Annotated in this window: 18 protein-coding genes and 1 pseudogene; 9 read left to right on the forward strand and 10 right to left on the reverse strand. The window is 47.2% G+C overall.

Annotated features, from left to right (window positions below):
* Positions 1 to 35 precede the first annotated feature (35 nt).
* Positions 36 to 299: pseudogene (locus LQ229_RS09925) on the forward strand (AAA family ATPase); the annotation flags it as partial.
* Between the two features lie 195 nt (positions 300 to 494).
* Here LQ229_RS09925 and LQ229_RS09930 read toward each other — a convergent pair.
* Positions 495 to 1,847, reverse strand: a complete 1,353-nt coding sequence (locus tag LQ229_RS09930) for a HAMP domain-containing sensor histidine kinase (RefSeq protein WP_216538721.1) — start codon at positions 1,845 to 1,847, stop codon at positions 495 to 497.
* The gene (locus LQ229_RS09935; RefSeq protein WP_230191621.1) at positions 1,847 to 2,536 is read right to left on the reverse strand and encodes a response regulator transcription factor; all 690 of its coding nucleotides are present in this window, start codon (positions 2,534 to 2,536) and stop codon (positions 1,847 to 1,849) included. The genes LQ229_RS09930 and LQ229_RS09935 overlap by 1 nt, the downstream gene beginning before the upstream one ends.
* Positions 2,537 to 2,728: 192 nt before the next feature.
* Here LQ229_RS09935 and LQ229_RS09940 point away from each other — a divergent pair, with 192 nt between their 5' ends.
* The 4 genes from LQ229_RS09940 to LQ229_RS09955 all read left to right on the forward strand — a co-directional run bounded on the left by LQ229_RS09940 (position 2,729) and on the right by LQ229_RS09955 (position 5,450).
* Positions 2,729 to 3,160 carry a BlaI/MecI/CopY family transcriptional regulator gene (locus LQ229_RS09940; RefSeq protein ID WP_230191622.1) on the forward strand — a complete coding sequence of 144 codons (432 nt, stop codon included), beginning with the start codon at positions 2,729 to 2,731 and terminating at the stop codon, positions 3,158 to 3,160.
* Positions 3,157 to 4,014, forward strand: coding sequence for a M56 family metallopeptidase (locus tag LQ229_RS09945; protein ID WP_216538658.1), 858 nt, complete (start codon positions 3,157 to 3,159; stop codon positions 4,012 to 4,014). The genes LQ229_RS09940 and LQ229_RS09945 overlap by 4 nt, the downstream gene beginning before the upstream one ends.
* 123 nt (positions 4,015 to 4,137) lie before the next feature.
* Positions 4,138 to 4,851 (forward strand): cytochrome c biogenesis protein CcdA, encoded by a 714-nt coding sequence (locus LQ229_RS09950; protein ID WP_230191623.1) that lies wholly within the window; start codon positions 4,138 to 4,140, stop codon positions 4,849 to 4,851.
* A gap of 89 nt (positions 4,852 to 4,940) precedes the next feature.
* Positions 4,941 to 5,450: a DinB family protein gene (locus LQ229_RS09955; RefSeq protein ID WP_216538656.1), complete on the forward strand. Its 510-nt coding sequence runs from the start codon at positions 4,941 to 4,943 to the stop codon at positions 5,448 to 5,450.
* 47 nt (positions 5,451 to 5,497) lie between these two features.
* Here LQ229_RS09955 and LQ229_RS09960 read toward each other — a convergent pair whose 3' ends face one another.
* From LQ229_RS09960 to LQ229_RS09975, 4 genes are read right to left on the reverse strand one after another with little or no spacing between them, the layout of a single operon-like run.
* On the reverse strand, positions 5,498 to 6,610 hold the full coding sequence (locus LQ229_RS09960; RefSeq protein WP_230191624.1) for an endospore germination permease: 1,113 nt from the start codon (positions 6,608 to 6,610) through the stop codon (positions 5,498 to 5,500).
* Between the two features lie 15 nt (positions 6,611 to 6,625).
* Positions 6,626 to 6,856, reverse strand: coding sequence for a hypothetical protein (locus LQ229_RS09965; RefSeq protein ID WP_230191625.1), 231 nt, complete (start codon positions 6,854 to 6,856; stop codon positions 6,626 to 6,628).
* A 15-nt stretch (positions 6,857 to 6,871) separates the two neighbouring features.
* Positions 6,872 to 8,062, reverse strand: a complete 1,191-nt coding sequence (locus tag LQ229_RS09970; RefSeq protein WP_216538654.1) for a Ger(x)C family spore germination protein — start codon at positions 8,060 to 8,062, stop codon at positions 6,872 to 6,874.
* 23 nt (positions 8,063 to 8,085) lie between these two features.
* Positions 8,086 to 9,600 carry a spore germination protein gene (locus LQ229_RS09975; RefSeq protein ID WP_230191637.1) on the reverse strand — a complete coding sequence of 505 codons (1,515 nt, stop codon included), beginning with the start codon at positions 9,598 to 9,600 and terminating at the stop codon, positions 8,086 to 8,088.
* A 278-nt stretch (positions 9,601 to 9,878) separates the two neighbouring features.
* Between LQ229_RS09975 and LQ229_RS09980 the strand changes: the two genes are divergently transcribed.
* Entirely contained in the window at positions 9,879 to 10,691 is an 813-nt protein-coding gene (locus LQ229_RS09980; protein ID WP_216538652.1) for a PIG-L family deacetylase, read from the forward strand.
* Between the two features lie 157 nt (positions 10,692 to 10,848).
* Positions 10,849 to 11,334: a nucleoside deaminase gene (locus tag LQ229_RS09985; protein WP_216538651.1), complete on the forward strand. Its 486-nt coding sequence runs from the start codon at positions 10,849 to 10,851 to the stop codon at positions 11,332 to 11,334.
* Between the two features lie 111 nt (positions 11,335 to 11,445).
* Here LQ229_RS09985 and LQ229_RS09990 read toward each other — a convergent pair whose 3' ends face one another.
* The 3 genes from LQ229_RS09990 to LQ229_RS10000 form a co-directional block, all read right to left on the reverse strand.
* Positions 11,446 to 12,822: an MATE family efflux transporter gene (locus LQ229_RS09990; RefSeq protein ID WP_216538650.1), complete on the reverse strand. Its 1,377-nt coding sequence runs from the start codon at positions 12,820 to 12,822 to the stop codon at positions 11,446 to 11,448.
* Positions 12,823 to 13,231: 409 nt separating this feature from the next.
* The gene (locus tag LQ229_RS09995; RefSeq protein WP_216538649.1) at positions 13,232 to 13,549 is read right to left on the reverse strand and encodes a hypothetical protein; all 318 of its coding nucleotides are present in this window, start codon (positions 13,547 to 13,549) and stop codon (positions 13,232 to 13,234) included.
* Between the two features lie 196 nt (positions 13,550 to 13,745).
* The gene (locus LQ229_RS10000) at positions 13,746 to 15,218 is read right to left on the reverse strand and encodes a multicopper oxidase family protein (RefSeq protein ID WP_230191638.1); all 1,473 of its coding nucleotides are present in this window, start codon (positions 15,216 to 15,218) and stop codon (positions 13,746 to 13,748) included.
* A gap of 255 nt (positions 15,219 to 15,473) precedes the next feature.
* On the opposite strand from LQ229_RS10000, the gene LQ229_RS10005 reads away from it, so the two are divergent.
* Entirely contained in the window at positions 15,474 to 16,178 is a 705-nt protein-coding gene (locus tag LQ229_RS10005; protein WP_216538647.1) for a response regulator transcription factor, read from the forward strand.
* Complete coding sequence (locus LQ229_RS10010) at positions 16,175 to 17,584, forward strand: ATP-binding protein (RefSeq protein ID WP_216538646.1); 1,410 nt, start codon at positions 16,175 to 16,177, stop codon at positions 17,582 to 17,584. The genes LQ229_RS10005 and LQ229_RS10010 overlap by 4 nt, the downstream gene beginning before the upstream one ends.
* Positions 17,585 to 17,775: 191 nt before the next feature.
* Here the strand turns inward: LQ229_RS10010 and LQ229_RS10015 are convergent, their stop codons facing one another.
* Complete coding sequence (locus tag LQ229_RS10015; RefSeq protein WP_230191626.1) at positions 17,776 to 18,327, reverse strand: TetR/AcrR family transcriptional regulator; 552 nt, start codon at positions 18,325 to 18,327, stop codon at positions 17,776 to 17,778.
* Between the last annotated feature and the right edge of the window lie 292 nt (positions 18,328 to 18,619).

Consider the following 18,619-nt stretch of genomic DNA (forward strand, 5'->3'; position numbering starts at 1 on the left):
TGCCGCTTGTCGAATCAAAGAAAGGGGAGATGACTATGGTTGTCCAAGAGCAAAGGGGAATTTATCTGATCACCGGCATTATGGCTTCCGGGAAATCGACGGTCGCACAGCATCTTGCGGAGAAATTCGAGAAAGGCGTTCATTTGCGGGGAGATACGTTCCGCAGAATGATCGTCAGCGGAAGAGAGGAGATGCTGCCGGATTCGGAAGGAGAAGCGATCGAACAATTGCGCCTGCGCCACCGGATCTCCGCAGCCGCCGCAGATGCGTACTTTGAAGCGGGGTTCAATGTCGTACTGTTGTAGTAGCGATTCTTGCCCTTAAGGCGGCGGCCGGCGGCCTTCCGATCAGGAAGCTGGCATTGTTCGAGCCCCCGTAACAAGCAGCGGCAGATTTGGCACAAAAACGAGTGCCAGGCTGCCGCCGCATATTTTTTACGTCTGATTAAATAGATGCCGAACGCTTGAAGCCGACTATATTGATTTATGCTCAGTCTAATTAGGTTGAATATCGTTCTCGCCTTGCTTGGCGGCAGGCATCCAACCTGACAGAAGCGCTCCGCCGTATGCATGGTTTGTTGCAATCAGCTCGCCCCCATGCCGTCTGACGATTTTTCGCGAGATGGTTAATCCCAAACCGGCTCCGCCCGTTGAACGATTTCGCGACGCTTCGCCGCGGTATAACGGTTCGAACACGCGCTCCAGTTCCTCTGAAGTGAAGCCCGATCCGGTATCGCGAATGGCAAAGGTCGCTTTATGACCTTCTTTAGCGCATTGGACGTAAATTTTGCCGTAGGGGGGAGTGTGCCTGACAGCGTTATCCAATAGATTGTTCATGGCACGCTCCAATAGATGCGTATCGCCCATAATTATGCAATCATCTGCCAAATGATTCGCGATCAACGATATGTGCTTTTGCTGCGCTAATGGACTCAGGCTTTCTATCGACCTCAGTAACAGCAGTTTCAGGTCAATCGCGTTGTCGACGATTTCCGCCTGCGCGTATTCCGTCTTCGTAAAGGTGAACAGATCCTCAACCAACCGGTCCAATTGCGCAGATTTATCCTTGCATACCTTCAAATACGCTGCCATTTTATCCGGCGAACGGGCAATTCCTTGTTCCAGGCCGTCCAAATATCCTCGCAAGGCAAACAAAGGCGTCCGTAAATCATGCGCGACAGCGGCAATGACAAAGCGTCGTTCTTCTTCCAATTCCCTTTGTTTCTGGAACGATTGCTGCAGTCCCTTCACCATTACTTCAAATCCGTCGCGCACTTCGGCAATTTCTGCGATCCGGGATTCGGGCAACCGGACATCGAGCTCTCCTTCCGCAATTTGGCGAGCCGCCGATCCCATCCTCTCAAGCGGCTTGAGCAACATCCTTCGCATTTCATATCCAATAATAATAAAAGCCAACAAAAGCCCGGCCAATGCCGCAATCATTTGAACCGTTCTGGCATTGGGCAAGAATACGAGAACCCTTCCCAGCACTTTCCCGTCTTGAATGACAGAAAACTGTTCCGTTGATTTCAAAGCGCGTTTGCGCTCCGGGTCGGATGAATAAATTTCCTGGCCCGATTCGGTTAGAATCGCCGCATCTATGCCCGCTTGCCGCAAACGGGAACGCAATTGATCCTGCCAACTGGGATCGGTCCAGCGGTTCGCATTTCTTTCTATCCATTGCATCGTCTCGGTCAAATTTTGTTGTTGCTCCGGATTTTGAGGATGATTTGTAACGCTCAGCGTTTTTGTTTCAAGGAAGTGCGCCGAGACATAGAATATCCACGGCAACGAAAGGATGAGGGCCAGTCCAAGCAGCGTAACCGTTCGAATACGGAGCGTTCTCATCATGATTCTCCCTCGAAGCGATACCCCACGCCCCATACGTTGATCAGATACTCGGGACGGTTCGGATCGGATTCGATTTTCTCGCGCAGCCGGCTGAGATGAACCCGAACCGTATGCTTATCGCCAACACCGTCCCAAAATTTGTCAAGCAGTTGGTCATAAGAAAAAACATATCTTGGATGCTCTACAAACAACCGCAGCAATTCATATTCCTTCGGCGTAAGCGATACGATACGCCCGTCGACGAATACCTCTCTCGTGAACAGATTGATCCTGAGCCGCCCATAATCCAAGACGTTCCTGTTCGTTTCCTTCTGAGAGCCCGAGCGCCGCAATACGGCTTTCACCCTGGCAACAATCTCCCCGGGCGAAGCGGTTTTCACGATATAATCATCGCCGCCGAGCGTCAAACCGCGAATTTTGTCCACATCGTCGCTGCGCGCGCTCAAGAACAGGATGGGGACGCTACTTTCCGCCCGAATCCGCCGGCATAATTCAAACCCGTTTTGTCCCGGCATCATAATGTCAAGGACGATGCAATGGATCGTATGTTGCTGGAACACGGCCAATGCTTCGGCGGTATCATTAGCGGTCTTCACTTGAAATCTATCGTTTTCCAAAAAGTCTCGCAATAGTTCGACGATGCTTTGATCGTCGTCTACGACAAGGACCGTGTATATATCATTCACGAATAGCCCACCTTTTCCGGCGAAATCAATTCAAGTTTATCATTTTTTTAATATGGATCAAACGCGGCAGAACGATTTGTGACGGATTGTGATGGTTTTGTTATATTTTGCAGCTATTTTCATATGTTTTTGAGGAAAGATTGACAGCGGCGGCATCTTTATACTACAATCCGTAGTGTAGAGGTGAGGACGTTGAAAATTAAAAAATTTTATATGCACGAACAAGGATTGAATCATTTTTTTGGCCCGTTGGAAGCGAGAATTATGGACATCATTTGGGCGAGCGGAACAACGACGATTCGGGACGTTCAGACCGTATTAAATCAAGAAGAGCCGATTTCGTTCAACGCAGTGATGACTGTGATGAACCGTTTATTGGAAAAGGGATTGCTGCGGAAAAACTCACAGGGCAGCGGCAGGGGAAGAACGACGTTTTTCCAGCCTGTGCAAAGCAAAGAGCAGTTCCTGTCGGATCAGACGAAAGAAGTAACGCATGGTCTGATCCGCGAGTTTGGCGATTTGGTCGTCGGTCATATGATCGATGCATTGGATGAGGCTGTTCCGGAAATGATCGCGAAACTGCAAGAAAAATTAAACCAAATGCAAAACGAGAGAAAACGATGAATCCGGTCGTCAAAGCGAATCTTATCTTCACGGCTCTGATGCTGCTTGGCGCCATCGTGCTGGCTCAGATGGGCTGGTACGTCGCTCATCAAATGTGGGGCGTTCCTCTTGCATGGAATGTACTGCAATATTGTGTAAGCGGTGCCCAAGACACAATCGTCGGCCGTGATGTCATCGTCTATATTTTGAATCTCGCCGTCATTTATACATTGGCCCGAATCGCGTGGAGAACGGCGAAACAACTGATTCTGACGTCAAAATGGATGCGCGCGTTTCGAAACGATACGCATCATGGGCACACGTCTCGCCTAAATGCGGAATTTCGGGAATGGAAAACGGAAATTATTGTTGTAAAAGACGCGGGCTTCGTCGCATTGAGCATAGGCATGCTGCGCCCGCGCATCGTTATTTCCACCGGTCTTCTTGCCATGTTTACGGAAGAGGAGGTAAGAGCAATCCTTCTTCATGAGCGCTACCATTGCCAACGCAGAGATCCGCTGCAAGCGTTTATGACGGCATTGACGAAGGATAGTATGGGGTATATTCCGCTCGTACGAACGTTAGCGCATCATTATGCGACGTGGCAAGAATTGTTGGCCGACCGTTATGCTATGAAGCAAATGGGTACGGAGTATTATCTGGGGAGCGTACTAATGAAATTATCTTCGCTTGCCCGTGTCCGCCGCGACGCCGCGACCGTACCTTTTGCAAGCAATGAGATCAATTATCGGATATTGCAAGTGCTTCAACCGGATCAAACGATCCATGTTCCTTTCTCCTTTGGCAAACCGCTTATGTTCACGATCGCCTTGTTATGCGTGGTGACAGGTTTCACCGCAGGCAGCTGTTCGTAAGCTTTAAGTCAGGGAAGTGAAATTGACATCTTTACTCATTATAGACTACAATCTGTAGTGTAAATAGCTTTTTGGCGATTTTTACGTGCATTGCGAGAAACAATATGGGGAGAGGGATTATTGATGAATGCCGCCGATTTAACGTTATGGATTGTATTCGGAGCCGGATTTTTATCGTTTATATCGCCCTGCTGTCTTCCGCTTTACCCGTCTTATTTATCGTACGTCACAGGGGTATCGGTAAAAGATTTGCAGGAGGGCAGGGGGATCTTGCAAAAAAGAGCGCTGCTGCATACGTTGTTTTTTATTTTAGGTTTTTCTATTATTTTTTTCGCTTTGGGACTTTCGGCGAGTTTCATCGGAATATTATTTTCCGGGAACCAAGAACTGATCCGGAAGCTGGGCGGCGTAATGGTCGCCGCGATGGGTCTGGTCATGTTGGGGATATTTACGCCCAAATTGCTAATGAAGAATGTTCGGTATGAATGGAACAACAAGCCTCTTGGGTATCTCGGGTCCGTATTGGTCGGAATTACATATGCGGCAGGTTGGACGCCTTGTGTCGGGCCGATTTTGACGGCCGTTCTGGCGCTTGGAGTAAGCAATCCCGGACAGGCATTGATCTACACGTTTGCTTATACATTAGGTTTTGCCGTTCCGTTTTTTGCGATGGCCTTTTTCCTCGGAAGAATGCGTTGGATATTGAAACATTCAAACAAGCTGATGAAAATAGGCGGAGCTTTGATGGTTTTGACAGGCGTCTTGCTTTATACGGATCAAATGACGAAAATTACGACGTATTTGATCGGCTTATACGGCGGTTTTACCGGGTTTTGAACATCTGTACTCAAAAACTGCGCTTTTGTAGATTCAAAGCGTTAATGTTATACTTTAAACGATAATAAAATGAAAGGGAGCGATTGGGAATGTACCACAGCATAAACGAATTTATCGCCGACTGGCGCATGGAAGAGGCCCTGACCTTGAAAGTGCTTGAAGCTTTGAGCGACGAGTCTCTCGGACAATCGGTTTCGCCAAAGCAGAAACGAACGCTCGGGGATCTAGGGTGGCACTTGGTTAGCGCCCTCGATGTAATGCTTGGCGCCGCAGGACTAAAGATCGACGGTCCGGAATATAAGCGGCCAACGCCGGCTCGCGCGGCGGAAATTGTTGACGCTTACCGCCAAATGAGCCGGGCCGCGATCGACGCGCTGCAAGAACAATGGTCCGATGACAAGCTTGCGGAGCGCATAATGCTATTCGGTTTCATCGATACGACCTATGCCGGCGTGTTAGAGACGGTTGTACGCCATCAAATCCATCACCGCGGCCAAATGACGATTTTGATGCGTCAGGCGGATGTCGTCCCTCCGGGCGTCTATGGTCCGAACGAAGAAGAAGGAGCGGCGATTCGCGCGGCGCAAGGAAATAAATAAGGCATTCAAACGACTAAGGCGATCAAGTCGGAACGGGACATGATCGCCTATTTTGCGTTGCCAACCATTTTGCGAATCGAAGCGGCGCCAAGCAACAAGAGCGGATAGACGAATCCGATTGAAAACGTATAAGGGATGTATGTATAAGTATCCCATTCCGTTGCGTAAATCGTATTCGGATAGATAATTGTGGAGAGGGCGATCGTCAACAATCCTAACGGGATGACAAGAGGACGGTAATCTCGCAAGTTAAAGATTTGGGCAATTCCTATAGCGATCGCGTACAAAAATATAGTAAGCCTGAAATATAAAGAAATAAACCACATGAAAGCCATTATGGCTTCAATGCGTTGAAAGAATTTGCCTACGCTAATTTTTCTGGCTAATATATAGCTCGGATAAAGGCTCCGTTCCGTCAAATCGGGTCCAAGCGCCAGTATGCATAGAACGACAATAAGGATCATCATCAAGCAGCCGAGGACGTATCCCGTGTAAAAAGCTTTTTGCGCCGCTTTCGGGCGATTCAGGCTAGGCGGATAAATCATTAGCAACGTGATCGACGGGAATATCGCAATGCTTAGAAAAGTAAGAATTGCCGGCCATAACTGCTTCACACCCGTTTCCAGTACAGGTTGGGCGTATTCCAATTTCGTTTGCGGCAAAATGCAAAACACCATAACGATAAATAGCAAAAGCACCCAAGGAAACAAGATTTCTGCCGATCGAGCCATGACTTCGATACCGAGCCGAACGCCGATGACCGCAATAACCGCATACACGATATTAATGGATTGAATCGGGGTAGCGGGAATGATCTGGGTCACCATAAAATCGCTTAAATAATACAAGACGGCCGGCGGGGCCGCCACAATGAGCGATGAGACCAACAATAAGGATATCAACTTCCCAATCCATTTTCCAAATACTTTGTCGTTTAATTGAACCAGGGTTAGCCGGGGATCGAGATTCCCGACGGCAATGAATAACCAGACGATGAGCAATCCTGTCATTCCCCCGACGGCGGCCGCGATCCATCCGTCCTGTTTCGCAAAGTAAGCCAAGCTTGACGGAATCACTAAAAGCGAAGTTCCGATCGTGAACAGAAGCACGATCACCATTAATTGATACGGCGATATTTTGACGCGATTCAGCGTTTTCACCTTCTCTCGGATAGTCTAAAATAATCCGAACAGCAACTTGCTAAGCGGTTTATAAGCGACAGCCATCCAATCCAGCGGATTCGGGACTTGGACGCTCCATATTTTGGATACGGTTAAGCCGATCCCAAGACAAAGCAGCGTAAAATAAACGGCGAATTCCCGCTTATCTCCGCGTTTCGACATTTGGGGCCAATCTATAATCACCAGTACGGCCGAGATGGCGACGATTGCGATCAAAGCGAACATTTACGGCACTCCTCCCTATGTTTTGCTATACACGGAATTTGTAATGGTTCCAACGCGTCGAATATGAACTTCGATCCGAATCTCCACAGGGAGATCGGGAAAACGGCGATGCCAATCCTCTTTTACCGTTTTCCAATATGCCGGGTTAGCGCGGCGAACCGCTTCGCCAAAACCGAAAATATCCGTTTTTAACGTTTTTGCTTTTCTTAGCGAAGCTTCGATATGTTTCTCCATTTCCTCTTCTACTTCTTTTTCTAAATGCGCGATCGTTTCGGTTTTGGTCAGATCGATTTTGCATTGCACGTCGGATACGCTTGCTTCTGTCCGAATCTTAACGGTCGCTTCGGGATTGCCGTTCCTTACGTTTCCCTTAATATCGGATTTCGAACGCATTACGTCTACCGCCAAACGCCCGCCTGACGCGCAGGGAATCTCAACAACACTCCGGTGCAGCTTGTTTGTGATATCCGAATAACCTTTGCTTTCCGTTTCGTTCAGCCAACCGACCAGCCTGTCCTCCCGGAAGGCGGCCAATCCCCACGCCTGGATATTGGCCGCGGGCTCGATCGCCTCGACATTTTTCTTCTTCTCGCCTTCCCGGGGATCGCCAACGATACGAAAGCCGGTTAGAACGGGATTTTTCCCTTTGATGACGATATCGTTAATTAACTCGTCCAGTTTAACGGTTATGACCGGAGACCATTCCTTTTCCGCCACTTCGAGAGAGTTGAATATTTTTTCCGCGGGAATTCTCACGGTCGGCGTCATCATGGTCAATATTTGTTTTGCCGACGTTTGCCGTGCGACCGAAATATAGAAATCGGTGCGAAATTCATGGTATCGCGAGAAAAAGTCTACGATCCCGCCGATTCCTTGCCTGGCCAGTTCTTCGGACAAAACGAGAATCCGGAGATGCGCGAAATAATTGTTCCGGGGAGATACCGTCGTCAGCCGGCGAAGGGCTTCGGCCATCGTATCCCCTTTGGAACTGTATACCGTAACGGGCGCTTGTCCGCCGCGGCCATCCTTTTTGGATACTTCCCCCGGATCGACAACCTGAACGGAAACTTCATACTGTTTCCCCGATTTGTCTATTCCCATTCCTACGACAATGGCAAGATCGTTAAGCTCGCGCCGACTCCAGCAACCTGTCAGGAAAGATAGCATGACGAGGAGAAGAATTACCGAAACGGTCTTTTGTTTCATGAAGGCTGCCCCCTTTCCGGCGCTTACGGCCGGGGTTTCGGTTTGCGCGGCGGATTCAACCGTTGGCGGATCGAATTATGCGAGTGAATGAACCGCGGACGGGTTAACAATGCCCAAAACGGCAGCCTGACAAGCGTATCCTTTTGATCCTCAAGGATGAAAGGGCCAACGGGAGACATAAACGGCACCCCGAAGGAACGCAAACTGCACAAATGGAGTATCAAAGCGATCAATCCGACGAGCACGCCGAACAAACCGAAGGAAGCGGCAAGAGCCATAAAGAGAAAACGAATCATTCGCGCGGCGATGGAAGCGTTGAATGCCGGGATGACGAAACTGGCGATTGCGGTAATCGCGACGACAATGACCATCGCGGCGGAAACGATGCCCGCGTCGACGGCCGCGGTCCCGATCACCAAAGTGCCGACAATGGACACGGCCTGCCCCATCGCTTTCGGCATCCGGACCCCGGATTCCCGCAATATTTCGAAGGTCACTTCCATCAGAAGAGCTTCAACGAACGCCGGAAAGGGAACGCCTTCCCTTTGCGAGGCCAAACTAATCAATAACGCGGTTGGGATCATTTCTTGATGAAACGTCGTTATCGCAATATATAGGGAAGGGCCGAGCATGGCGAGAAAAAACCCGAGAAAGCGAAGTGCCCGAATGAGAGAACTGATATCCGCACGATGATAATAATCCTCAGCCGACTGGAAGAACTGGATAAATAACGACGGCACTAAAAGAACGAAAGGGGTGCCGTCGACCAAAATGGCAATGCGGCCTTCCAGCAGAGCGCCTGCTACAACATCGGGGCGTTCCGTGTTGTTCATGGTCGGAAAGGGAGTATACGTTTCGTCCTGAATGTATTCTTCGATATATCCGCTCTCCAAGATGCCGTCGACATCGATCCGATTCATGCGGGCGCGGACTTCTTCGACTACTTTTTCGTCCGCAATCCCGTTGATGTACATGATGGATACTTTCGTTTTCGTAATTCTGCCGATGGTAAACGTTTCGAGCCATAGATTCGGATCGTTGATTTTTTTGCGGATCAATGACGTATTCGTTCGGATGTTCTCGATAAACCCTTCCCTCGGTCCGCGAATGACCGCCTCGCCCGATGCTTCCTGCACCGGACGCTTTTCCGAACTTTTCATATCGATCGTAAGCCCTTCGGCAAAGCCGTCGAACAATAAGATCACCTCGCCGGATAAGAGGGAATCGAATAGCTTGTCGAAATCGCGAACATCCGCAATATCTCCCACCGTTAAGACTCGCTCTTTCAAAACATCCAGAACATTCCGGCTGTCCATCTCGATATGTTTATTGCTGGACATTAAGGTTTCCAGAATAAAGTTTTGAATCGATTTGGTGTCGGCAAGACCGTCCATATATAGTATCGATGTTCTCATAGACATCCCGTCTATCTCAAAGCGAATCTCTCTGTTGACGAAATCCTCGCTGTTTCCAAGGGTAGATTCGATTTGCTCAATGGTATCGTCAAGCTTGATATGTAAAGGCTCGATCTCTTTCATACCGTCCTTGCGTTGCGCCTCGTCCGGATTCAGCGGGGCGGTCGGCCGCTTTCTGAAAAAATTCATCTTCTGCCGTTCCCTTCATGTCTTCATTCAAATCAAGTATGACCAAGGCAATTTCAAAGTATACGTTAAGCAAAGGGAGGTTTTGACGGATCCATATTGTTATTTGTATAGATTTTCATTACTATTACTAGTAATCGCTGGAGAATTGCTTGGAAATCAGTCAGCTTCATTATTTATGGGAATTCATATTTGAATGTTGGAGGAGATTTCTTATGACAAACGCTCTAAATGTATTGGTTATTGCCGCTCACCCGGACGAGCCCGAGGAATATGCCGGCGGTACGGCCGCTTTGTTCGCCGAGCTTGGGCACCGGGTAAAGTTCTTGACGCTGACGAACGGCGACATCGGTCATTACGACTATAAAGGTCCTGAACTTGCGCAACGCAGACGCCAAGAAGCGCTATCGGCCGCCGAACGGCTTGGCGTTCAAGAGTATACCATCTGGGAAATTTCCGATGGTTGGCTCGTGCCCAGCCCCGAGAATCGGGATCAAGTCATCGAGCAAATCCGCGAGTGGAAAGCCGACATCGTTATTACCTTCCACGGAAATGGCGGCGGTCATTTCGACAATCGCAATGTCGGCAGAATCGTGCGCGAAGCCGCACAATATGTAGCCAGTGGCGCCGCAACATTCGGAAAGCAGCCTCTGTTTCTGCTGATGCCGGACTTCACGGCCCGCAGCATCTACAAAGCGGATATTGCCGTCGATATCGCTTCCGTGCTGGAAAAGAAGCTGATGGGCTGCGATGCCCACGCATCGCAGTTTTATGAACTGGCTCCATGGCAGCAAAGAATTGATCATCTGGTTCCGGAAGGCTGGGAACGGAGGAGAGCGTTTATTCTCAAATACTGGGGGCAATTCTTTCATGTGTCTGAGGAGATGATTCCGGCATTGGAACGCTGGTATGGCAAAGACAAGAGCGCCGGCATTCGGTATGCGGAACCGTTCGAGATTGCGGACTATAACAGTCGCCAATGGAGCGAAGACGAGATACGCGCATTGCTTCCCATGCTGAAAAACTAACAAAACGATCCGTTCAAACTGCATGATTACTATATGAAGAACATATGCATCGCTTATGTTTTATATATTATTCGTTTCGTTGCTTTCATGGTAGCATAACTGTATAGAGGGAAAGGGGAGCGTTGATCGACCCGCTCAAATGGAGGAGGTTCAATTGATGATAAACGATACAGATTTGAAGCATCTGCGACGCTGTATTGAACTTGCAAGGGCTGCTCTGGAGATTGGCGACGAGCCTTTCGGTTCCGTCCTTGTCTCAGCCAACGGAGACGTGCTTGCGGAAGACCATAACCATGTCGCCGGCGGCGACCATACCCAGCACCCGGAATTTGCTTTGGCGCGTTGGGCGGCCGGGAACATGACAGCCGAAGACAGGGCACTGGCGACAGTTTATACCTCGGGCGAACATTGTCCTATGTGCGCCGCGGCCCACGGCTGGGTTGGATTAGGCCGGATCGTTTACGCCAGTTCCTCCGAACAGTTGGCGCAATGGCTGAGTGAAATGGGGGTTGGCGCAGCGCGCGTTCGCAATCTTCCGATCCAAGATGTGATTCGCGATACCGTTATAGAAGGCCCTGTTCCCGAACTGGCGGAGGAAGTGCGCGAGCTGCATCGTCAGTTTTACGCCAAGAGACCGAAATAGATTTGATAAACACCGTCGGGTAATAAGCATTCAACGAAAAAGGATAGAAGAAGCCGAAATCTCGGGTCTCTATCCTTTTTGTACGGCTATAGGCATCGTCGGCTTGGTGAATTAAAGTTCTACCGCATTCGATTTGGCTTTGAGAAGCCGCTTTATCGTAAGTCCAAATAATGCGCAACAAGTTAAGGCGGCACAGACATCCGCAATCGGTTCCGCAATAATGACCGCATTTGTTTTCGGCGCGATGAACGTTGGCAATAGATATACGAGTGGAATAAGCAAAATGATTTTACGCAAGATGGCAATGAAAATGGAAACCTTTGCTTGTCCAAGGGCAATAAATATTTGCTGAAAAGCTAATTGAACGCCATAAATACATGTACCTAGAAAAAATATTTTCATAAGCTTCACCGTTAGCGCGATCAGTACGGGATTGTTAGTGAAGATTAAAATTGGAAGCTCGGGTAGAAAAATAGCTATACCCCACAGAACTAAACCGAAAATGGAACAGAAGATCGTACAATACACTATCGTAGCTTTGACCCGAACAAAATCGCCGGACCCGTAATTATATCCGATAATCGGTTGAGCACCCTGTGCAAAGCTCTGTAACAACAATGTGAAAATTTGCATGAGGCTGCTCATGATTCCCATGGCGGCAACGTACAGATCATTGCCATATCTAGCAAGAGAAGTGTTGAATACGATTTGAATCAAACTTTCGGTCGACTGCATAATAAACGGGGAAAGCCCCAGCGCAAGCACACTTCCAACGATGTTAAGGTCAATGCGCATGTTTTGTATTCGCAGACGCAGAGGAGTTCGTCTCGAAGTAAGAAACCGCAACACCCATACCGCAGAGATGGATTGCGAGATTACAGTGGCCAGCGCCGCGCCTTTGACCCCCATATCCATTCCAAAAATGAAGATAGGATCGAGGATGATGTTGGCCGCCGCCCCCACGCATATCGTCATCATCGCTGTTTTGGCGAATCCTTGAGCGGCAATAAACTGGTTCAAGCCTAGCGATAGGAGTACGGCAATCGTGCCGATTAAATAAATCCCCATATAATCTTCGGCAAACGGCAAAGTATCGGCACTCGCTCCAAATAAGGCCAGCAACCGGGATTGAAAGAGCAGAAAAGCGATCGTCAACCCGGCGGCTGCGATTAACAGCATGACAAAACAACTGCCTAACAGTTCTTCCGCCTTTTTATGTTCTCCTTCCCCCATTTTAATGGAAGCAAGCGGCGCGCCGCCAAATCCGATCAGCGCCGCAAATGCTGATATCGCCATGATGATCGGGAATGCGACACCGACGCCGGTCAAGGCCAGCGTGCCCGTGTCAGGCATTCTTCCAATAAACATTCGATCCACCACATTATAAAGTGCATTGATAACCTGTGCGATAATTGCGGGAGTGGCAAGCGAGAGTATCAATTTGGGAATTCTCTCGTTAGCAAAACGGTGATTCATCGTCTGATTCATTTCATTGTCGTCCTTATGATTTTATCGTTATTATATGGGAGTATATTAACACACATCATATCGATTGGAAATACGAATTGTAACGAACATAAACGTCATTAAAATCGATTTAAATCTCATAAATAATCCCTGAGTACAACGAGTTAGCAAACCTCGTTAAATCAGGGATTACGTTCGTTTAAAGAAGTATTGGTTTCGCTTTTTGCTGGATGGGTCGAGGCGGGAGACGACGGATGCGTTCGCATTCGCGGGCGGCGCCATGATTTGCGCGATTGGATCCCAATGTCGATATCGTCCGTCCGCACGCCCCTGATCGTTGGAAAGGGGAGGATCGGCGATGAGTGCGTATAAACAGCTCGCACTTGACCTTGACGGCAGTTAGAAATTAAAGCGTAATTCCTGTCATAGATCAGCCATCCTTTAACTCCTTTAACCATTCCAGCTCATTCAAGGAACTATCTAAGTATTGACCTTTCCAATCCTCATTGCTATTTCGCAAACGTTTTTTCTTTCGAATCGGATTTCGATCTCTATTTTTAGGCAATGAGGCCCTTTTTTCGCTCTTCATCTTTTTGACGGCGATCGAATCATTTTTTATATTTTTTCTTTTTTTAGTTTGAGAGATGGAGTTTTGTTTGCGATGATAGCCTCGTTTCGGGTATTGATTGATTGTAAATACAGAGAATGGGACTTTAGTAAAGTAGGGGAGCGACATATTATATCTCATATCCCAGTCCTCCCTTCATCATTTTTGTGATTTTGTTCCATTTGAAATAGGTGATATTGGAGACTCTACATTCTATGAAGGGGGGACTTGTTATGATTGGACAAATTTCCATATCAAAAAGCAGGACACTGCCTGCGAGAGATTCGATGACCTATCTTATGAAATGAATCCGGCAGGAGCTTGAATTTGCATAGCCTTATTCAGGTTTATTGGCTACATTCGGATCCGGCATATAGTCGTTTTTATAATCCGTATATTTCACATCGGTCACCATTCCCGACGATGCATGGTGCAAGTCGTGGCAGTGGAACATCCAGTCCCCCGGGTTATCGGCTTCAAAAGCAATGACATACTCTTCTCCCGGCTTAACATTCAGCGTATCTTTCATGACCGGAGATCCTTGAAGAGGTTCGCCGTTTTTGCTTAATACTTGGAAAAAGTGGCCATGCAAGTGCATCGGATGGTCGTCCGTTTTAGACTGATTCACAAACGTCACTTTGACTTGATCTCCTTTTTTCACTTTGATTTTTTCGGTTTCCGGAAAGACTTTGCCGTTTATCGTATACACCATTTCTCCGTTTTTCATTTCCGTATTTAAATTCATCAGCACTTCTTGCTCGAACGATTGCGTCAACGAAAATTGGGACTCGGACAGTTTGCCGTATTGGGCTAAATTAAATTGTGGCAATTGTTCGGAGCGATCGGAACTGTCGCTTTGCACGTCTGAATCCTCATACTGAATCACAGCTTTCATGTTTTCGGATCTTTGATCGTATCCATGTTCCTCAAGGAGCCAGGACCCCGGGTTGTCGGCTGTAAATTCAATATCGTAGCGTTCTCCGGGAGCGACGGATAGCACTTGATCTTTGATCACGGCAGGGTTGCTCAGCGGCTGGCCGTCGGTAGAGATCACTTTAAATTCATGCCCGTGCAAGTGCATTTGATGCACAATATATCCTGCATTAATCAGGCGAAGTCTCACCTTGTCGCCTTCTTTTACGGCCAATTTTTCAATGGCGTCGCCGGACTTGCCGTTCATCGTATATAGATCGTACATGCTCATATCGTGTCCGCCCATGACCATTTGACCCATGTGCATATTGCCATGATCTATCCCACCCCTGTTCATCATGTCTCCGGAATGGCCGGCATCTTGACTCATACCCGTCCCGCCGGAGCTCATCCATTCATCTAGCATAAGGGTGTAATCCCGATCGTAACCGTCATTCGGATCTTCAACAATAAGCGAACCGTACAGGCCTTTATCGACTTGGTTCACACTGTCCTGGTGCGAATGATACCAGTAGGTCCCGGGTACGGTCGCTTTGAATTCATAGGTGAACGTCTTACCGGGAACGACCGCATCTTGCGTAACGCCGGGAATGCCGTCCATATCATTGGGAACCGGATATCCGTGCCAGTGGATGGAAACGGGCTCTTTCAATTCGTTTTTCAAATGAATTCTCACCGTATCTCCGACTTTCACGCGGATCTGCGGACCGGGGATCGAGTTGTTAAATGTCCAGACCGGCAATATCTTACCTTTCGATACTTCAAGATTGCTCTCTTGCGCAGTGATCGTATATTCTTTACCGTCAACCACCGGCATTGCCGACGCAAGTTTTACGCTTTGGGTATCGGAAACAGAGTTCGACGGGCTACTATTCATGTTGTAACGATCCATGCCTTCCATCGCATTATGATTCCCCACGTTCAGACAACCTGTGGTAATGATCGCTACAGCACCTGCAACGACAATACTTTTAAGCAGCATGCCTTTCATTTGTATTCCTCCTGTTTTATGATTTGGTTGGATTATGTACATAACAATAAAAGAAACATGTGTAGAAATGATGGAGACACACAAAAAATTCAAATTTACCATTTATAATGGATGAGTAAATACCGATTCGAGGGGAACGTCATGGAAAAAGAAAAAATTCTAGTCGTGGATGACGAATGGAATTTACGAAATTTGCTGCGAATCTATTTAACCAAAGGCGGTTATCAAGTGGCGGAAGCAGGTCATGGTAGCGACGCCCTGAAATTATTATCGGAGCAATCGTTTCATCTCATCATTTTGGATGTTATGATGCCAGATATGGACGGGTGGACATTATGCGGAAAAATAAGGGAATCAAGCCAAGTTCCGATTTTAATGCTTACGGCAAGAACGGACACAAGAGACAAAGTATTCGGATTGGAACTAGGCGCCGACGATTACCTCGTCAAACCTTTTGAAGCTGCGGAACTTCTTGCCAGAGTAACCGCTCTGCTTCGCCGAAGCAAAACTCCCTATTCGCCGGAACATGAAGTGTACATTCGTTTCCGTAATCTTCAAATTTCTCCGGAATCGAGAGAAGTGGAGATAAACGGACAGAAGATCGATTTTACGCCAAAAGAATTTGATTTGTTACTGGTTTTAGCCAAAAATCCTCAGCGGGTCTTCTCCAGAGACATGCTCCTGGAGCTTCTATGGAATTATGATTATACGGGGGATGCGCGTTCCGTGGATACGCACATTAAAAACATTCGCGATAAAGCGCAAAAAGCCGGCCTTGGTTATAATCCGGTGCAAACCGTCTGGGGCGTAGGGTACAGATTTTATCATCCGGGGGAGCTGCCATGAAGATCAATCGCATTGCGGTCAAATTAAGCATGATCATTGTATCGCTTTTTTTCATCCTATTGCTTCTTTTAGGTTATGTTGTGGATCGGATCTTTTCCAACTTTTATTATGAGAAGGCTCATCAAGAAGTGGCGGAACTGTCAGCGCATTTTGTAAAGATGGTGCAATCCAGGCAAGGGATTCCGACAGAATTGATATCGACGATGGCCGAGTTTTCCAAAGTGGAGATTTTCGTTGTCGATACACAAGGGCAGCTGATCGGAAAATCAAGCAAGGCGCCGATCAATCATCTGGAATTTATTCGTCCAAATGAAATTTCCGGAATGACGAACGGGGAGGGGATCTTAAAGGAATATAAAGATGATGCCGGGAGGTCGTATCTTGTATGCGGCAAACCGATTCTCAACCAACTGGATCATATTCAAGGCGGCGTCATTGTCATTTCATCGCTCGATATCGTGAAAGCTTCCGTTATGAAAGTAAGACAGCTTCTATGCTTGTCCGGTCTTGCCGGATTTCTCATCGCCGTCGGATTCTCGTCCATCCTTTCCCGCAAAATGTCCAGACCGCTCATTCAAATGGAGGAGGCGACACGGCAAATTGCGGCCGGCAAACTGGAAACGAGAGTGGAGACCGTTTCAAAAGATGAAATCGGTTCGTTAGCCCAGGCCATCAATGACTTGGCGGAAGACTTGCAAAGATACCGGGATACGCGCAATGAATTTTTCGCGAACATCTCGCATGAACTGAAGACGCCGATCACCTATTTGGAAGGATATGCGAATGTCGTATCCCAAGAGTTGTATGAAACGGAAGAGGAGAAGCGAAAATATTTGGACATTATTTCAGAGGAAGCGAAACGGTTAAACCGTCTCATTCACGATCTGTTTGATCTTTCGAAAATGGAAGAAGGGAGGATTCCTCTTTCGCCGGAGCCGGTTTATGTAAACGAGTTACTCGATCGCGTGATGAAGAAAGTCTCGATGAAATCGGAAGCGAAAGGGCTCCAACTGATAAAGAAGATGTCCGAACCCGATCTTTTGATCTATGGAGACTCGAATCGTCTGGAACAAATCTTTTTTAATTTGTTCGATAACGCCATTCGTTACACCCAACAAGGCAATATTGTCATTTCCGCGAAACAAAATAAGGGAATGGTGTGCGTCTCGGTCGAAGACTCTGGTGTCGGCATTCCCCCGAAAGAACTTCCTTATCTGTTCGAGCGGTTTTATCGGGTGGAAAAATCGAGATCCAGGGAACATGGAGGTTCGGGACTTGGTCTTGCGATCGCAAAAAAATTGGTGGAAATGCATGACGGCACGATCCACGTATTCAGCAAGTACGGGCAAGGGACAAGATTTGACGTTTGTTTGCAAAAATATGATCTGCAAAAGAGTAAAAAGTAACCTGAGTTGAAAACGATACCGAAACAAAATCTAGGCAAAACAGTTATGCAATGTTTGCACGATGACATATTCACAAAACCCGTATTTTGTACATATGTTGATAAAGTTATTTAACTCCTTTGTATTACAGATTTCACATGGTTTGTGTCACAAACGCTTGATATCATTCATTCATGCAGCATCGTCTCCCGTTAGCGTAATGCTCCTTCGAAAGACTGAGATCCAGCTACTACAAATAAAGCAACCTTCTTGGCGACTTCCTCTTTATTCGTGGTGATGCTACCAGTGGCCCATTGCAAGGCACCTTCATGAATGATTTGTGCAAAAATAGGCACAAACAAGTTCTTTTCGTTATCGGTATAAATACGTTCCAAACTTTTCGACAAAAAAACCTTCAGTTCATTTAGTATTTTTTCTTTCATTTGCGGTAGAACCAAGCCACCATAGCTGCTGCGACATTCAATGTTCGGTTGTTGATAAAAATCGCATACGGCTAAAACGAGTTGTTGTATGCTGTCCTGATCGAACTGCACAATGCCTGAAGTATGGTTTTTGATAGATGCTGAGGCGAAATCCCCCATAATAAAATCGATTAAATCGTATTTATCATTAAAGTGTGCATAGAATGTAGCCCGATTAACCTGCGCTCCCCTTGTTATATCCGCTATTGTAATTTTTTCAAAATCCTTCTTAGAAGCCAAATTGAAAAAAGCATTAATCAATGATTGTTTCGTTTGTGTCATTCGTATATTCCTTGCTTTTGTGGCCATTTCCTTCACCTCTAACCCAACAATTTATTATTATTGTGGCTATAGCAACATTCGCACAGGGTTGTTGATTGTTGCATTAAACCTTTGGCTGTATAGTTTTCATTAAAGCAACATATGTTTCTTTTAATATATCATAGATAAGTCCAGCGGTAAGATGTCAAGTCCCTGATTCTTGAGAATTGGAAATTTTCTTGGCCGTAAAGCAAGGGAGTCAGGGAAAATGACAGCACCAAACTAAACCCAGCCCGAAAATCAAGTCATTTAC

Source organism: Paenibacillus sp. CECT 9249, from assembly GCF_918697855.1.
Classification (GTDB): Bacteria; Bacillota; Bacilli; order Paenibacillales; family Paenibacillaceae; genus MSJ-34.

Bases quoted from the DNA above. Each gene is read 5' to 3' on its own strand.
- LQ229_RS09930 (WP_216538721.1), bottom strand. From the start codon at position 1,847: ATGAGAACGCTCCGTATTCGAACGGTTACGCTGCTTGGACTGGCCCTC.
- LQ229_RS09945 (WP_216538658.1), top strand. From the start codon at position 3,157: ATGAATCCGGTCGTCAAAGCGAATCTTATCTTCACGGCTCTGATGCTG.
- LQ229_RS09950 (WP_230191623.1), top strand. From the start codon at position 4,138: ATGAATGCCGCCGATTTAACGTTATGGATTGTATTCGGAGCCGGATTT.
- LQ229_RS09955 (WP_216538656.1), top strand. From the start codon at position 4,941: ATGTACCACAGCATAAACGAATTTATCGCCGACTGGCGCATGGAAGAG.
- LQ229_RS09965 (WP_230191625.1), bottom strand. From the start codon at position 6,856: ATGTTCGCTTTGATCGCAATCGTCGCCATCTCGGCCGTACTGGTGATT.
- LQ229_RS09970 (WP_216538654.1), bottom strand. From the start codon at position 8,062: ATGAAACAAAAGACCGTTTCGGTAATTCTTCTCCTCGTCATGCTATCT.
- LQ229_RS09975 (WP_230191637.1), bottom strand. From the start codon at position 9,600: ATGAAAGAGATCGAGCCTTTACATATCAAGCTTGACGATACCATTGAG.
- LQ229_RS09980 (WP_216538652.1), top strand. From the start codon at position 9,879: ATGACAAACGCTCTAAATGTATTGGTTATTGCCGCTCACCCGGACGAG.
- LQ229_RS09985 (WP_216538651.1), top strand. From the start codon at position 10,849: ATGATAAACGATACAGATTTGAAGCATCTGCGACGCTGTATTGAACTT.
- LQ229_RS09990 (WP_216538650.1), bottom strand. From the start codon at position 12,822: ATGAATCAGACGATGAATCACCGTTTTGCTAACGAGAGAATTCCCAAA.
- LQ229_RS09995 (WP_216538649.1), bottom strand. From the start codon at position 13,549: ATGAGATATAATATGTCGCTCCCCTACTTTACTAAAGTCCCATTCTCT.
- LQ229_RS10000 (WP_230191638.1), bottom strand. From the start codon at position 15,218: ATGAATAGTAGCCCGTCGAACTCTGTTTCCGATACCCAAAGCGTAAAA.
- LQ229_RS10005 (WP_216538647.1), top strand. From the start codon at position 15,474: ATGGAAAAAGAAAAAATTCTAGTCGTGGATGACGAATGGAATTTACGA.
- LQ229_RS10010 (WP_216538646.1), top strand. From the start codon at position 16,175: ATGAAGATCAATCGCATTGCGGTCAAATTAAGCATGATCATTGTATCG.
- LQ229_RS10015 (WP_230191626.1), bottom strand. From the start codon at position 18,327: ATGACACAAACGAAACAATCATTGATTAATGCTTTTTTCAATTTGGCT.